The following is a 13,296-nucleotide window of genomic DNA, read 5'->3' as shown; positions in this document are numbered from 1 at the left end:
CCCGGGATGCCGGTGCCCCCGCATTCCGGCGTCCCGGCCCCCTTACGTTCGTCACGCGGACGCGACATGATGCTTGCTCCGAAATCCCAGTGAGGGAAGGGAGGTCGAGGAGTGGCCTTCACCTTCATGCTGCCCTTGGCGCTCGTCTGGCTGCTGTTGGCCGTCATTCCCGTGCGCAACCCGTCCGCGCGGCGGCTGTGGATCGGCATCTACGTGGGCATCTCCCTCCTCGTCCTGCTGGGAGCGTTCCTGTACAGCGAGAACGAGCGGCCACGTCCGTGGGGCTCCACCGAGGAGCGGTACGCGCCGTTCATCGTCGCGGCGGTGATCGTGGGGCCGGGCCTGCTGGCGGCCCTGATCCGGCTGGTGGCCTCGAGACCGGACCCGGTTCCGCCCGCGCTCCCGTACCCGCCGGGCCGGTCCAGCCCGTATCCACCTCCGTACACGTGGCAGCCGTATCCGCCCGGGCAGCACCCGCCCGCTCCCCAGGGGCCTCCCCCGGGGCACCCCACGCCTCCCGCGACACCCCCGCCCCCGCACGGGCCTCCCACCACGTGACGACAGGGTGGTGACGGGGCGCCGGGGCCGGGAACGACGGTGGGGCTGTCGCAGTCGTCGCGACAGCCCCACCGGCCCACTCCACCGGGCTCCACTAGGCTCCACCTGCCTTCATCGGGCCCGAAGGTCTCAGTGGAGGCAGAGACAGAACGGATGGCCCGCCGGGTCGGCGTAGACCCGCCAGTTGGCCCCGGGGTGCACCTGGTCCGTCCGCTCCAGCACGGTCGCGCCGAGGGCGAGCACCCGCTTCTCCTCCGCGTCCAGGTCGTCCACGTCGAAGTCCAGGTGGAGCTGTTGCGGGCGCTCCTGGCCGGGCCATTCGGGCGGTAGGTAGCCGTCCACCCGCTGGCACGCCAGCGGTGTCCCCTCGAACCCGTGCACCTCGATCCAGTCGGAATCCCCGTCGTCCGAGACCACCCGGCCGCCGAGCAGCTCCGCGTAGAACTCGGCGAGCCGTACCGGATCAGCGCAGTCCAGCGCGACCGCCTGCAGCTTGCGAATCACTTCCGACACCCTTCTCTCTTGGGCCACTTCCGCGACATCGTGTACGGGAGGGGCGTACCCGCCATGGTGACAGGCATGCGCGAACCGCCCACCGGAGGCCGGGTGGCGCATGGCGTTGGGCAGTATGGGTCCGGGCACGACGTGCCCGAGAGGGGACCATGGAGACGGGAAACATACGCCATGGACGACAACGAACAGACGTCTTTAGATCGCATCCGCAAGGCCGCGCTGAGGGACCAGGACCGCGACTGCCTCAACTGCCGGCAGTGCGGTCGCCTCATGCAGGTGATCGTCTCGGCGGAGGACTCCGCCGACCCGCGATCACCCGCGACCGTGCGCTCACACTGCCCGGAGTGCGTCAGGCCACAACTCGAAAAGCCCACGGAGGGAAGTGACAAAGCCCGCCCCTCGCACCGCCCGCCCGGTCGGGACCATCTGCTCGAACGGTGAGCGGTGGTGGGGATCGGCTCACCCCGTTGTTCCGGCGTGGGGTGGGCCGGGTTCCCGCATCCGGGGAAACGTCGAAGGCCCGAACCGCGCTCGCGGTTCGGGCCTTCGACGTGAACCCAGGTCAGAGCCTGGTTTCCTCGGCAGGGGCGACAGGATTTGAACCTGCGACTAGCGGGTTTTGGGAGTCCCTCCCCCAAGCACAAGCGGCACGGGATGAATGTGCAGCTCACCGCCCGCGTACCTGCCTGAGCTCACCCCATGCGCCGGATCTTCTCGAACGGGTATCGGCAGACCACCACGATGACGGAGCCGTATCCGGCCATCGCCAGCAGCGCGCCGGCAGACAGGGACGGGTCCCCGTCCTTGAGGAGCATGCCGATCAGCGGGACCAAAGGGGGGATACTGAGAACGGCGGCGCCGGTGCACCAGAACGCGATGAGCTCGTTCGCCTTCGCCGCCAGTTCCCGGTCCTCCATGACGGTGCGTGGGACCTCGTACCCCTGGTGCCGGTCACAGACCTGTCCCCGGTACCCGGTGACGGCGGCGAGGAGGGACACCAGCCCCAGTACGAGGAAGGCGGCGAGGGTGAAGTAGATCATGGTCCTGGTCCCGGTCCGAACCTGGTCGGCGGCGCGGCGGCCGCCGACCAGGCTGTCGGCTAGCGGATGTATTTGATGATGAAGGCAGCGACGAGGGAGACGGCCTTGTTCTTCACCCAGCCAGGCAGCACCTTCCATGCCCAGCCGCCGATTTCGCCGCCGAGGCAGCCGACGATGGCGTTCTTCGCGTAGGTGCCCTTTCCGGAGAACTTCCCGTCGGCGACATCGCTGAGGACCGACGTGGGGACGCTGGCCACGGCTCCCTTGGCACACCACGCCGCTGCGGCGATCGCGGCCGCGGCGATCGGGAAGGCCCTCGTGGCCCGGCCCGACTCCCCGCCGGACGCCATGACGTCCTCGATCTCGGCCTGGGCCTCGAGGCCCAGGCCGTTGTTGATGAACTCGTACTGTTCCGCGGTCAGCTGCTCCGCTCTCGCGTCCTGCTGCACGGCGGCGGTGGCAGCCCGGTCCGCTACGGTCGCATCCGCTGCGTGCGCCGCTCCGGCGCCGAACAGCAGGCTCGCAGCTGTCAGCCCGGCCACGGAGAAGGTGGCGCGACGGAACTCAGTGCGTGACGGTATGCCCGTAGACACGTAGGTCCTCCTCGGGTTGTGGCATGCGTGATCTGCCACCGGCCGAAGGTGTGCGAGACGGAGACGGACGACCCCAACCAGCAGCTTGATCATTTCTATGCATGATTTTTACGCGAGTAAAGGACCCGACAGCCCTGTCATTTCACTTACTGTCTGTGCTACTGAGAGTCCGGCCCGAGCCGGGCTCATGCCAGCCGTCGGCGGCCCCCCCCGCTTGGCAACCTCGACGACTGCGGTTTCACCATCTGGTGTCGCTGTCTGGGCCGGGCAAGGTCATCACAGACCGGCGGGCCACGATCCATGACCGAACAGGGAGTGGGCAAGCAGCCGTGCCGGCACGGCTTCTCCCCGCAGCGCGGCCCTGAACCGGCCGTCCGTATCCAGGCCCTCCCGTAGTCGTCGTCACCGTCCGTGCCGGCCGAGTCTTCCTCGCCCCAGACGCCCTTGTTGCGGTCCGTTCCGGGCAGTTCGGTACGGCAGTGAGACACCCACGCCCGCGTCGCCGCTCACTCGGCGTGCGTGTGGTCGACGTCGCGGAAGTTCTCGGTCTCGACCTTGCTTCCTCGGCTCCCACCGTCGCGCCAACGCACCTGGAAGGTCAGCGAACCGTCGGACTTCGGGCACTCAACGATGCCAGCCATGGCGTGACGGCAGGCCTTTGGAGGGCCAGTTGCGTTCCCACGGTGTTCCCAAAATTTGGGCTCATGACGGCGTTGGGGCTGCCGCACCTAGTGCGACAGCCCCTCTTCGCGCGTTTTTGCAGGTCAGAGGCAATGTGCCTGACTGACCCTCAGCAGGGGCGACAGGATTTGAACCTGCGACTAGCGGGTTTGGAGTCCGCTGCTCTGGCCAGCTGAGCTACGCCCCTTCGGCGTGGTGATCACTCTGCCATGGGCAGGGCGTCCGCCGCCAGCCGGTTTGCCGTGGTGCTGGTCACCGTCGCCCCCGCGGGGCGAAGGCGGGCGTCCGTACCCGCGAGGGCCCCCGGTGGGGAAGACTGCACCTGTGAGCACCACGACACCTCAGCCCTCGCCCCGTACCGCGCTCGGACGTGGCGTCAGCACTCTGATCCCCGGCCCCGCCGCGTCCTCCGGTGAGCAGGCCGCCGCCGCGCTCGCCGCCCTGCGGACCACGACCGTGCACGTCGGGGTGCTCCAGGCCGCCGCCGTGCTGCTGGGCGAACTGGCCCGCACCGCCGAGGACGAGACCACGCGGGCGACGGCGGTCACGACCGCGGCCCTCCTCGAACAGGCGATGCGCACCGCGGAGTGACCGACGGGTAGGCAGCGAACGGCCGCCCGGGGTTCCATGGGAGTTCACCGCTCCGTCCGTTGTCGAACGTACCTTCGCCGCGATGTCGTCGTCTCCGGAAGGCTTTCTCCCATGAGGCCCCTGGCCACCCCCGTACGTCCGCGCGCCGCCTCGGCCGCCCTGGCCCTCGCGACCGGGGCGCTGCTCCTGCACTCGACCGGTACCGCGCAGGCCGCCCCCGGCCGTTTCCCGGTGACCGCCACCGTGGAGACCGCCCCGGTGTCGCACAGCGGTGACGCGGCCGACGACCCGGCGATCTGGGTCCATCCCACCGACCCGTCCCGGTCCGTCGTGGTCGCCACCGACAAGAAGGGCGCGCTGGAGGTCCACGACCTCTCCGGCAACCGCGTCCAGCGGATCCACGGGGACCACGGCAACAACGTCGACCTGCGGGGAGACATCGTCGTCTCCGCCGACGACGAGGCTGCGGGCGGCGGCGCGATGCACATCTACCGCATCGACCCGGCCACCCGGAAGCTGACGCACCTCAAGGACGTCGCCACCGAGGTCACCGCGCACGGCATCTGCATGTACACCTCGCCCACCAGCGGCAAGCTGTACGCCTACCCCAACTCCACCTCCGGCCGCGTAGAGCAGTGGGAGCTGGCGGTGCGCGGCGACCAGGTCGACGCCACCTCCGTGCGCCTCTTCGACGCGGGCTCCGCCGTCGAGGGCTGCTACGCCGACGAGCGGACCGGCAAGCTCTACGTCGGCGAGGAGGACGTCGGCGTGTGGGCCTACGGCGCCGAGCCCACCGCCGGCACCACCCGCACCAAGCTCGACTCCACCGGGTCCGGCGGTCATCTCACCGCCGACGTCGAGGGCATCACCGCCGCCGGCCGCTACCTCATCGTCTCCTCGCAAGGCAGCGACGACTTCGCCGTCTACGACCGCACCGGCGGCGGCTATCTCGGCCGCTTCGCCGTCACCAAGGGGACGGCCGCCGACGGCTGCGAGGACACCGACGGCATCGACGCCACCGCCGCGCCCCTCGGTGCGAAGTTCCCCGGTGGGGTCTTCGTCTGCCAGGACGGCACCAACTCCGCCCCGGGGACCAGCGGCAACCAGAACTTCAAGCTCGTGCCGTTCGAACGGATCTCCGCGGTCCTCGGCTGACGGGCCGAGCAGGTGTCACGGGTGCCCGGTCGGCATGGGCCGACCGGGCACCCACGCGTTTGTCAACAGGCCTTTGTATGTGACTTTTCCGGCCGCCTCGGCCGATACCCCACGGTGGCCGGTCTTGCTACGTTCGTTCAACCCCCGTGACCCGGTGCCCCGCGCACATCCGCACGAAGGCCCGTGACAAGGCCCGTACGAAGGCAAGGAAACCATGACCACAGCGCCACTGCGGGCACCGGACGCCTCCGGCGCCGCGCCCGGCAACGCACCGGAACCGGGCCCCGACGACCGCACCGCACGCGCCGGCCACGGCGCTCCCTTCGTGCAGTTCGGCCCGGAGCTCCTCGCGGCCGCGCTGGCCGAGGTTCCCCAGGACGCGGTCGCACGGTTCACCGACTCCTGGCACGACCTGCCGGCCGACGCGCACCTGGGCACCGCCACGCCCTACCGGTTCCGCCGCTACGGATCCTTCCGGCTGCTGCCCGACCGGCTCGAGAAACGGCCGCACGCCGCCTTCTTCCAGGACCGGGCCGTGAACAAGGTGCACGGCGGCGTGGACCGCATGTTCGCCCCGCTCGACGACGCCGTGGCGTCCGGCGCCGCGCTGCACACGGTCGTGCGCACCCTCTGGGAGCGGCTCCCCGGCCCCCGCACCGGCATCGACACCTGCGGCGTCCACCAGATACGCGTCACCGCCACCACGGACACGGACGGCCACCCCGCGCCCGAGGGAGTCCACCAGGACGGCCACAGCTACGTCGCCCAGGTGCTGATCCGGCGCGAGGACGTCGAGGGCGCCGAATCCAGCCTCTACGACCTGCGCCGACGCCGCATCCACCACGCCCTGCTCACCACCCCCATGGAGACCATCGTCCTCGACGACCGGCGCGTCCTGCACGGCGTCTCCCCGGTCCGCCCCGCCGCCGGCGCCCGCACCGGCCTGCGGGACATGCTGCTCGTCGACTTCTTCCCCTGCTCCGGCGGCTGAGAGCCCCGCACCGCGCGGACGGCGACGTGGGCGTTCCCCGTCGGGCGGGCCGCGCCGGGCGAGCTGGGCCCGCCGGGCCCCGAGGTGGCAGACTGTCCGCCGACCTGGAGGAGGAACCCGTATGTCGATGACCGGCCAGCTGCGCAAAGCGGTGCGGCTGAGGCGCCGCCGCCACGCGGTGGACCTCAGCCACCCGGCACGCTCACCGCTCGGATCGGCCGTCGTCAATTGCGCCGTCTACCTCGGTGGCGTCCGGCAGGAGGACGACTGCCCCGCCGAGGAGGCGATCAAGCACGTACGCGAGGCGGGCGACGGCTTCGTCTGGATCGGGCTGCACGAGCCCACCGTGGAGCAGTTCGCCGACATCGCCACGCTGTTCGGCCTCCACCCGCTGGCCGTCGAGGACGCCGTCCACGCCCACCAGCGCCCCAAGCTGGAGAGCTACAACGACACGCTCTTCACCGTCCTCAAGACGGTCTGCTACGTCGACCACGACAAGCTGACCGCGACGAGCGAGGTGGTGGGCACCGGAGAGATCATGGTGTTCACCGGCCATGACTTCGTGGTCACCGTCCGGCATGGCGGCCACGGCTCCCTCGGCCCGCTGCGCGAGCAGCTGGAGGCCACCCCCGAGCTGCTCGCGAAGGGGCCCGCCGCCGTCCTGCACGCCATCGCCGACCACACGGTCGACGACTACCTCGACGTCGTCGACTCCGTGCAGGGCGACATCGACGACGTCGAGGCCGAGGTCTTCGCCAGCGGCAGCGACCGCCCCGCCGACGCGGGCCGGATCTACCAGCTCAAGCGGGAACTCCTGGAATTCCGACGGGCCGTGATACCTCTGGACCGGCCCGTGCGGGAGCTGTCGACCAACCCGTACCCCGTGGTCGACCAGGAACTGCGGACGTACTTCCGCGACGTCGCCGACCATCTGGCCCGGGTCGCCGAGCAGATCATCGCCCTCGACGAGCTGATCAACTCCATCCTGCAGGCGCATCTCGCCCAGGTCACCGTGGCGCAGAACGAGGACATGCGCCGGATCAGCGCCTGGGTCGCCATCGTCGCCGTACCCACCATGGTCTGCGGGGTCTACGGCATGAACTTCGAGCACATGCCCGAGCGGCACTGGACGTACGGATACCCGCTCGTCCTCCTCGTCATCGCCGCCGCCTGCTACGCCATCCACCGGGGCTTCCGCCGCAACGGCTGGCTGTGACCCGCACGCCCCCGCCCGTACCGTAAAACCACTGGTCAACGCGGGCCGACGTGGCTCAAGGTGGTCGTCATGCACGAACCGAACCACCGCATCCGCGCGCTCCACACCGACTCCACGGTCACCGTCTACCAGGCCTACACCCCCGCGATCGGCGTTCCGGCGGCACGCGACGGGCGCTTCCCGGCCGCGTGGAAGCGCGACCGGATGACATGGATCAAGCCCTCCTTCCTGTGGATGATGTACCGCTGCGGCTGGGGCACCAAGGAGGGGCAGGAGACGGTCCTCGCCGTCGAGATCACCCGTGAGGGCTTCGAGTGGGCGCTGCGCCACGCCGCGCTGTCGCACTACGAGCGCGGTGTGCACCCCGACCGGGACACCTGGCGCCGCGAGCTGCGCCGGGCACCGGCGCGGGTGCAGTGGGACCCCGAGCGCGACCTGCGCCTGGCCGCGCTGCCGTACCGGTCCCTCCAGCTCGGGCTCTCGGGCGAGGCCGCGCGCCGCTACGCCGACGAGTGGACGGTCGCCATCACCGACGTGACCCCGCTGGCACACGAGATCCACGCCCTGGTGCGGTCCGGCGAGACGGAAGCGGCGACCCGGCTGCTGCCCGAGGAGCGCCCGTACCCCGCCGGGGACGAACTGCTGGCCCGGCTACGGGCCTAGGCTCGTAGCCGAAAGACCCGCCGGTCGGCCGAGCGGCCCTAAGACCCGTGCAAGTCCTCCCACGTGATGGCCGGGCTGCCCGCCCGCAGGCTGTAGTCCATGGCCGGGTCGCGTACCGGCCATTTGAGGCGCAGCCAGCTCGGGATCGTGGCGGGAATGCCGTCGTCGCCCGCCAGGTGCCAGAACGTATTGGAGTCCCGCCGTGCGAAGTAGGGACAGAAGAGAGAGATCACCAAGGTCACCCGGCGGCCGTCGGTCACCGGGGTGACCGCGTGGAAGATCCGGCTCCCGTGCAGGAACAGCGTGGTCCCGCGCTCCCCGCACGGCGCCTCCCGGATCCGTGGGTCGCCCGCGGTCACCCCCGCGAATTCATCGGTGCGCCCCTGGAAATACGTGAAGCGCCCGCCCTCGTAATCGTCGTCACCGCTGAGCTGGATGGTGAAGACATAGTCCATGCCGTCGCGGTGCCACCGTACGATCTCCGGCCGGCCTCGGCCCTCGAAGTAATTGATCTGCGCGGTGGGAATGCGCAACGGATGCGGAATCAAGGGAACTCCCGCCAGCCGGGAGCAGGTGAGCAGGAAAATCCGGTCGCGCATCATGTTGTTGATGAACGGCGATACGAGATCGGCGCCGCGCAGCCGGCGCGTCGCGATGAAACGGCCGCCGCCCGCCGCGCCCTCCAGCTGGTCGCACACCTCGGCCAGCCGGTCGATGCCGTCCGGGGTGAGGATTCGCGCGGGTCCGACGGTGGCGGTGTCGTCGAGTCCGCCGTGCGCGTGACCGAGTTCTTCCCGGCGGTAGCCGAATTCTTGGAGCGACGTGCGCGGGCCCGTGGCGTCGGTCTGCACATAATCGGTGCGCCAGCGCGGTTCGGTGGGCGAAACCGCGATCCGCCGTGGCTTCCGGGCCTGTATCGCGTGAAAGACCTGGTCGAATCCCGTCGGTGTTCTCGGCAGGTCGAGCGCGCTGCTTCCACCGTTTCGCACAGAGTTCCTGGACATGCGTGCGTCTCCTTTCGATGGGAGAACACCGGGGCCACCGCACCGGAATGGCGGCATCGAATCACCGGCATCCGGACCCCACAAGCCCGGATCCCGCCACGTGCCGGGGCGGGCCGGAGGGGGCGGCGCAAGTCGGGGGCCCGGGCGTGCAACCGCCGGGCCGGGTGAGGGGTCATACCCCGTATGGGAAGCAGAGCGAGAACCAAGACGGGATCCGCCGCCGCACGCCGAACGGCCGTGCTGCTGGGGGTCGTCGGACTCACGGCGCCACTGACGGTGGCCCTGGGCGGGACCGCCCAGGCAGCGGCCAGCACGTGCACGACACAGACCGGGCCGTACCAGAAGGACGCGGAGAAGTTCCTGGGCCGCCCGGTCGACGGACGGCAGTCGCCGGAGGACTGCCGGGCGATCCAGGCATTCCAGAACGAACACGGCATCCGCCCCAATATCGGCTACGCGGGCCCGGTGACCTGGCGGGCGATGGAGGCGGAGATCACCAAACGCGATCCGAACGCCGCCGGGAAGTGCCCGGTGAACAAGGGCCGCATAGCCTGTGTGGACCTCACGCGCCAGATCAGCTGGATCCAGGACGGCAAGGCCCTCAAGTTCGGCCCGGTACCGGTGCGCACGGGCCGGGACGGGTACGAGACCCGTACCGGCGCGAAGAAGATCTACTGGCGGTCGATCGACCACTGGTCGAGCATCTACAAGGTCCGCATGCCCTACAGCCAGTTCTTCGACGGCGGGCAGGCCTTCCATGCCATCAGCGGCAGCGTCTGGTCGCCGCCCGGCTCGCACGGCTGCGTCAACATGCGCACGGCGGATGCGAAGAAGTACTGGTCCATGCTCCGCAACGGTGACGACGTCCAGGTCTACGGCCGCAAACCCGGTACGTGAGACCCCCGGTCCGTGGGTAGGGACAGAGTCTCGAACCACGTGGGCCGCGCCGGGCCCTGAGCGACCGGAGGTAGGGGTCATGGCAGGGTTGATCGACCGGATCAGGAATTTCGCCCGGAGCCCCCAGGGCCGCCGGGTCATCAGTGAGGGCAAGCGGGCCGCCCGGGACCCACGCAAGCGGGCCCAGCTGAAGGCGCTGCTCGGCCGGGTGCGCGGCAGGCGCTGACCCTACGGGCCGCAAGGGCCGGGCCCCGGCCCGTACGAGCGGTACGGGCCGGGGCCCCCGGGCGCAGTGCCCGGCCGGGCGGCTGGTGCTGCGCCACGCGCGTGCGGTGGTGTCTCGGCGGGCACCACCCCCGGGCGGGAACCCCGTCGTCGCGGAGGCACCGTGCCCTGCCCTGGAGCCGGCCCTCTGCCCCGGAGCCCGGCCCCCGGCCACTCGGCGCGTCGCCCGGGAGAGCCGAAAACGGCCCGGGAACAAACTCGGCACAATATCGGACCGGTCGCGCGGTTTCCGGAAATTCGCGCCCGACGCGCCGGTAGTCCAACGGAGTTACGGGTGATCGCCGCCGAGCACACCCGTCGAATTGTCACCGCAACCGGCAATTCCGACAGCCGTCATCAGGCCGATCTTGGCGCCGTCCGATGCCCGGGAGGTCCCCCCGCCCGGCGCTCGCGCGGCGGGCATACGAACGGGGCATAGACCAATGTCGCCACAGGTCATCCCGGCGATGGCCACTCGCCCGGAGCCGATCGGTCCGTAACCGGGCGCGGCCCGGGTCGAGTTGAATTCCGGACAACGCCAGGTGACGAGCGCCGGGCTCCTCCTCAGTGCGCCCCGCGCGGCCTGCGGGCATGGCGCACTATATGGCTGGGCGGTCGAGAGGCTCAGCGCGCTTCTCGGGGGGTGTGGCACCGCTGTGCCATCCGCCCGGATCACCGCCGCGCGGTCCCGGCTCCGGTCGTGCGGCACGGGTACGGGCATCGGCGCGCGTACCGCGGCAGGGGAGGAGCGGACGCGGCCGGGATGGGGTCCCGGGCCGCAGTGGAGCCGGATGTGGGGACTACTCGGGGTGCGCTCAGTGGCGGTATCGACGCCATGCGCACGGGATGAACCGTACGGACGACGCCCTCGCGCGCCGTTCCGTCATGGGGGGGAGAACATCATGGGTCGTGCGACCCGGCTGGCCGCGGCATGCGCCTCGGCGGCCCTACTGGCTGTGACGCTACCGGCGGGCGGCGCCGTCGCCGCCGACGCGGAGCCCAGGATCGACCTGCGGGTGCTGGTCGTCGACGACGGCGGGCCCGCCACCGAGGCGATCCGCGCCGAACTCGACGAAGCCGGCACGCCGTACACGAAGATCACCCTGGCGGACTCCGGCCGCCCGCGGATCGACGAGGCGTTCCTGAGCGACACCGTGGACGGCAGACCGCGCGCCAGATTCCAGGGCGTGGTACTGCCCAACGACAATCCCTTCGGGGCCAATTCGCCGGAGATGGCGGCCCTGGCCGGGTACGAGAAGCGCTTCGGTATCCGGCAGGTGGACGCCTACACCTACGCCCGCCCGGCCGTGGGGCTCAACACCCCCCAGGGGTCCGGTTACAGCGGCTCCCTGGACGGCAAGTCGGCCCAGGTGACCGGGGACGGGGCCGCGGGGCCGTTCGGCTATCTGAAAAGAAACGTTCCTTTCGAGGACAACGACACCGCCGTCAACGAGAGCTGGGGCTATCTCGCGACCCCGCTGGAGAAGCAGGCGAACGGCGCGACGTACACCAGCTACCTCGACGCCCCCATACCCGGTGGCTCCGCGCGCGGCTCGCTGATCGGCCGGTACGACCACGACGGCCGCAGCGAACTGGTCGTCACCTTCGTCTACAACCGGTACCAGTCACAGTTCCGGCTGGTCTCCCGGGGCATCGTGGAGTGGCTGACCCAGGGGGTCCACCTGGGCGCCGCACGCAACTACTTCGGCGTGCACGTCGACGACGTCTTCGCCTCCGACGACCGCTGGGACACCAAGCTCAAGTGCACCCCCGGTGACGTCGACTGCCCGGGCAACCCCGGTGCCCAGAGCCCGCCGATCCGGATGACGGCCGCCGACGCGGCCTACGCCAAACAGTGGTCCGAGGGCCACGGCCTCCCTCTGGACCTCGCCTACAACGGCGTCGGCAGCGAGGAGTACAAGGCGGAGCACGGCGGCGCGGAGGACCCGCTGCTGCGACAGCTCGTCACCGACCAGAAGTCCTACCGCTGGATCAACCACACCTACACCCACGCCTTCCTGGGCTGTGAGCAGAACACCTCCGTCGTGCCCTGGAAGTGCGCCACCGACCTCTTCGGCAGGACGCGCTGGGTCAGCCGCCAGACCATCAACGGCCAGATCAACGACAACCTCGCCTGGGCGGCCCGCCAGGGGCTGGCCCTCGACCGGGACGAGCTGGTGACCGGCGAGCACTCCGGCCTCAGGACGCTGCCCCAGCAGAACACCGACAACCCCGAACTCGCGCCCGTCCTCACCGCGAGCGGAGTCGGCTCGATCGCCAGCGACAACTCGCGCGAACCGCGCCAGCGCCAGGTCGGAACCGCGCTGACCGTGCCCCGCTACCCGATGAACGTCTACTACAACGTCGGCACGGCCGCCGAGCAGACCGACGAGTACAACTGGCTCTACACCAAGAAGTCCGACGGCGGCAGCGGCTTCTGCGAGAACTCCACGACGACCACCTGCCTGAAGGCCCCGCTGGACGTCAAAACCGGATTCGCGTCCTACATCGCGCCCCTCGAATCCCGCATCGCCCTCGGCCACGTCCTGGCCAACGACCCGCGGCCGCACTTCATGCACCAGTCCAACCTCTCCGAGGAACGCCTGGGCTACACCGTCATGGAGAAGGTCCTCAGCGACTACTCCGCCCTCTTCGCCGACAACACGCCCCTGGTCAACCTCCGGATGCGGGACGTCGCCACGGAGCTGCGCAAGCGGGCCGCCTGGGACGCCGCGCTCGACGCCGGGAAGGTCACGGCCTACCGGACCGGCAACACGGTCACCGTCGAGGCCCCCACCGGGGTCGAGGCACCCGCGACCCTGCCGAACGGCACCACGCAGGCCAAGGGCGCGGACAGCACCCCGTTCGGCGCCGCCTACGCCGGAGCCCGCTCCGGCTGGGCCGCCCCCGACGGACTGCCCCGGCTCACCTTCACCCTGCCCGGCGACAGCCCGGCCGGCCGCACCGCGCCCGGGACCGCCGCCCGGGTGCAGCCCCCGGCCGCCGCGCTCACGGTCCCCAAGGGCGTCGGCCACCCCGTGCGCCCCGGGACCGGAGCCCCCGCCCGGCGCTGAACCGCCCCGTGTCCTCCGTGCCGAACCACCCCACGCCCCACCGTCTCCCGGAGAGA

14 protein-coding genes and 1 tRNA gene are annotated in these 13,296 nt (G+C 70.6%); 9 read left to right on the top strand and 6 right to left on the bottom strand.

The annotated features are described in order from the left end of the window. Positions 1-111 precede the first annotated feature (111 nt). A complete protein-coding gene (locus ACZ6MA_RS06845; protein ID WP_469431662.1) occupies positions 112-558 on the top strand; it encodes a hypothetical protein in 447 nt (148 codons plus the stop codon). 129 nt (positions 559-687) lie between these two features. Here ACZ6MA_RS06845 and ACZ6MA_RS06840 read toward each other — a convergent pair whose 3' ends face one another. From ACZ6MA_RS06840 to ACZ6MA_RS06820, 5 genes are all read right to left on the bottom strand, one after another. Continuing rightward, positions 688-1,062: a VOC family protein gene (locus ACZ6MA_RS06840; protein ID WP_469431660.1), complete on the bottom strand. Its 375-nt coding sequence runs from the start codon at positions 1,060-1,062 to the stop codon at positions 688-690. Between the two features lie 701 nt (positions 1,063-1,763). Next, positions 1,764-2,111, bottom strand: coding sequence for a hypothetical protein (locus ACZ6MA_RS06835; RefSeq protein ID WP_469431659.1), 348 nt, complete (start codon positions 2,109-2,111; stop codon positions 1,764-1,766). Between the two features lie 59 nt (positions 2,112-2,170). Further along, a complete protein-coding gene (locus ACZ6MA_RS06830) occupies positions 2,171-2,704 on the bottom strand; it encodes a hypothetical protein (protein WP_469431658.1) in 534 nt (177 codons plus the stop codon). 506 nt (positions 2,705-3,210) lie between these two features. Then, the gene (locus ACZ6MA_RS06825) at positions 3,211-3,345 is read right to left on the bottom strand and encodes a hypothetical protein (protein WP_469431657.1); all 135 of its coding nucleotides are present in this window, start codon (positions 3,343-3,345) and stop codon (positions 3,211-3,213) included. Positions 3,346-3,498: 153 nt separating this feature from the next. Then, positions 3,499-3,572 (bottom strand) — tRNA-Trp (locus ACZ6MA_RS06820). Positions 3,573-3,709: 137 nt separating this feature from the next. On the opposite strand from ACZ6MA_RS06820, the gene ACZ6MA_RS06815 reads away from it, so the two are divergent. From ACZ6MA_RS06815 to ACZ6MA_RS06795, 5 genes are all read left to right on the top strand, one after another. Further along, positions 3,710-3,976 (top strand): hypothetical protein, encoded by a 267-nt coding sequence (locus ACZ6MA_RS06815; protein ID WP_469431656.1) that lies wholly within the window; start codon positions 3,710-3,712, stop codon positions 3,974-3,976. 111 nt (positions 3,977-4,087) lie between these two features. Continuing rightward, entirely contained in the window at positions 4,088-5,131 is a 1,044-nt protein-coding gene (locus ACZ6MA_RS06810; RefSeq protein ID WP_469431655.1) for a phytase, read from the top strand. Between the two features lie 214 nt (positions 5,132-5,345). After that, positions 5,346-6,122, top strand: coding sequence for a 2OG-Fe dioxygenase family protein (locus ACZ6MA_RS06805; RefSeq protein ID WP_469431654.1), 777 nt, complete (start codon positions 5,346-5,348; stop codon positions 6,120-6,122). Positions 6,123-6,243: 121 nt separating this feature from the next. Continuing rightward, complete coding sequence (locus ACZ6MA_RS06800; RefSeq protein ID WP_469431653.1) at positions 6,244-7,338, top strand: magnesium and cobalt transport protein CorA; 1,095 nt, start codon at positions 6,244-6,246, stop codon at positions 7,336-7,338. A 69-nt stretch (positions 7,339-7,407) separates the two neighbouring features. Beyond that, positions 7,408-8,001: a DUF4291 domain-containing protein gene (locus tag ACZ6MA_RS06795; protein WP_469431652.1), complete on the top strand. Its 594-nt coding sequence runs from the start codon at positions 7,408-7,410 to the stop codon at positions 7,999-8,001. A gap of 38 nt (positions 8,002-8,039) precedes the next feature. On the opposite strand, the gene ACZ6MA_RS06790 is transcribed toward ACZ6MA_RS06795, so the two are convergent. Further along, positions 8,040-9,005 carry a hypothetical protein gene (locus ACZ6MA_RS06790; RefSeq protein ID WP_469431651.1) on the bottom strand — a complete coding sequence of 322 codons (966 nt, stop codon included), beginning with the start codon at positions 9,003-9,005 and terminating at the stop codon, positions 8,040-8,042. A gap of 183 nt (positions 9,006-9,188) precedes the next feature. On the opposite strand from ACZ6MA_RS06790, the gene ACZ6MA_RS06785 reads away from it, so the two are divergent. From ACZ6MA_RS06785 to ACZ6MA_RS06775, 3 genes are all read left to right on the top strand, one after another. Continuing rightward, a complete protein-coding gene (locus ACZ6MA_RS06785) occupies positions 9,189-9,902 on the top strand; it encodes a L,D-transpeptidase family protein (RefSeq protein ID WP_469431650.1) in 714 nt (237 codons plus the stop codon). A gap of 79 nt (positions 9,903-9,981) precedes the next feature. After that, a complete protein-coding gene (locus ACZ6MA_RS06780) occupies positions 9,982-10,128 on the top strand; it encodes a hypothetical protein (RefSeq protein ID WP_469431649.1) in 147 nt (48 codons plus the stop codon). Positions 10,129-11,068: 940 nt separating this feature from the next. Then, positions 11,069-13,240 carry a hypothetical protein gene (locus ACZ6MA_RS06775; RefSeq protein ID WP_469431647.1) on the top strand — a complete coding sequence of 724 codons (2,172 nt, stop codon included), beginning with the start codon at positions 11,069-11,071 and terminating at the stop codon, positions 13,238-13,240. The last annotated feature ends 56 nt before the right edge of the window (positions 13,241-13,296 follow it).

Source organism: Streptomyces sp. NPDC042259, assembly GCF_055582085.1.
Note: the sequence above shows the minus strand (reverse complement) of the source record. Positions and strands in the feature narration are given on the sequence as shown.

What these genes read in the sequence shown, in the direction of transcription:
- ACZ6MA_RS06835 (WP_469431659.1), bottom strand. Translation starts at nt 2,111, where the DNA reads ATGATCTACTTCACCCTCGCCGCCTTCCTCGTACTGGGGCTGGTGTCC.
- ACZ6MA_RS06825 (WP_469431657.1), bottom strand. Translation starts at nt 3,345, where the DNA reads ATGGCTGGCATCGTTGAGTGCCCGAAGTCCGACGGTTCGCTGACCTTC.
- ACZ6MA_RS06810 (WP_469431655.1), top strand. Translation starts at nt 4,088, where the DNA reads ATGAGGCCCCTGGCCACCCCCGTACGTCCGCGCGCCGCCTCGGCCGCC.
- ACZ6MA_RS06805 (WP_469431654.1), top strand. Translation starts at nt 5,346, where the DNA reads ATGACCACAGCGCCACTGCGGGCACCGGACGCCTCCGGCGCCGCGCCC.
- ACZ6MA_RS06800 (WP_469431653.1), top strand. Translation starts at nt 6,244, where the DNA reads ATGTCGATGACCGGCCAGCTGCGCAAAGCGGTGCGGCTGAGGCGCCGC.
- ACZ6MA_RS06795 (WP_469431652.1), top strand. Translation starts at nt 7,408, where the DNA reads ATGCACGAACCGAACCACCGCATCCGCGCGCTCCACACCGACTCCACG.
- ACZ6MA_RS06790 (WP_469431651.1), bottom strand. Translation starts at nt 9,005, where the DNA reads ATGTCCAGGAACTCTGTGCGAAACGGTGGAAGCAGCGCGCTCGACCTG.
- ACZ6MA_RS06785 (WP_469431650.1), top strand. Translation starts at nt 9,189, where the DNA reads ATGGGAAGCAGAGCGAGAACCAAGACGGGATCCGCCGCCGCACGCCGA.
- ACZ6MA_RS06780 (WP_469431649.1), top strand. Translation starts at nt 9,982, where the DNA reads ATGGCAGGGTTGATCGACCGGATCAGGAATTTCGCCCGGAGCCCCCAG.
- ACZ6MA_RS06775 (WP_469431647.1), top strand. Translation starts at nt 11,069, where the DNA reads ATGGGTCGTGCGACCCGGCTGGCCGCGGCATGCGCCTCGGCGGCCCTA.